Below are 1,097 nucleotides of genomic sequence, written 5' to 3'. Positions count from 1 at the left end.
TCTTAATCTTAATCCTACTCATAATCTTAATCCCGACCGAGCAAGCTCCCCCGCGTCCGTTCGTCCACACCCGAAGAAAGATTAGGATTAAGAGTAAGATTAGGATTAAGAATTTTGATCGCTGTGACCAGCATTCATCTGCAACCATGCCATCACGAATCCGCTCGCCGATCCCTTTGGGCCAAAGACGCAGCGATTTGCGGTATCATGACCGGGATTCCCTCCCTCCCCCACGACTTCATAGAGAATTCTGTCATGCGTTTGCTGTTTTGCACGATGCTTGTCTTCGCCAGCTTGTCAGTTTGTCCAAACTCGTTATCCGGTCAAGACTGGACTCGCTTCCGTGGCCCCAACGGACAAGGCGTCACGCCTGAGGTCGACGTGCCTATCGAGTGGTCCGAAGACAGCAACATCGCTTGGAAAACGCCGATTCCAGGCCAAGGCTGGTCGTCGCCTATCGTCTCCGGTGACCACGTCTTCGTGACAACCGCGACCGACGGCGGCGCGTCATGCCGAGTGATCGGGATCGATCGCAAGAGTGGCAAAGTGCTTTGGAACACCGAAGTCCACCGCCAAGTCCCTGGCCCCAAACGCGCCCAGAACTCTTACGCCACGCCGACACCCGTATCCGACGGCAAACGGGTCTACGCCGCCTTCTACGATGGAACCGTGGTCGCAGTCGATTTTGACGGCAAACGCGTGTGGAAGAACGAAGAGGTCGACTTCCACAGCCTGCATGGCCTGGGCGCCTCACCGATTCTTACCGGCGATCTGCTGATCATGCCGTTTGATGGCAGCAGTCCACAGGAGCAGCGTGTCGGTTGGAAGGAACCGTGGGACCAAGCCGTACTGCTGGCGATCGACAAACAGACCGGCAAAACCGCTTGGCGCGGCAAGCGGGGATTGTCTCGCGTGGGGCACGTGACGCCGATCACGCTCGATAACGGCCAGACGGTGATCAGTGCCGGTGGCGACCGTGTCCAGGCGCACGACGCCCGAACGGGCGAGCGAATTTGGTCGGTCTACAGCCAGGGCGAAGGCGTGACACCCTCGCCGGTGCTCGGTGAAGGCCTGATCTTTACCTCGTCCGGTTTCGA

1 protein-coding gene is annotated in these 1,097 nt (G+C 58.2%); it reads left to right on the top strand.

The features are described 5' to 3' along the window. Positions 1-255: 255 nt before the first annotated feature. The coding region (locus tag RMSM_RS35320; protein WP_160168447.1) for a PQQ-binding-like beta-propeller repeat protein at positions 256-1,097 on the top strand (842 nt) is incomplete at its 3' end.

It is taken from the genome of Rhodopirellula maiorica SM1 (genome assembly GCF_000346295.1).
GTDB lineage: Bacteria > Planctomycetota > Planctomycetia > Pirellulales > Pirellulaceae > Novipirellula > Novipirellula maiorica.
This window is presented reverse-complemented; position numbering and strand designations above follow the sequence as displayed.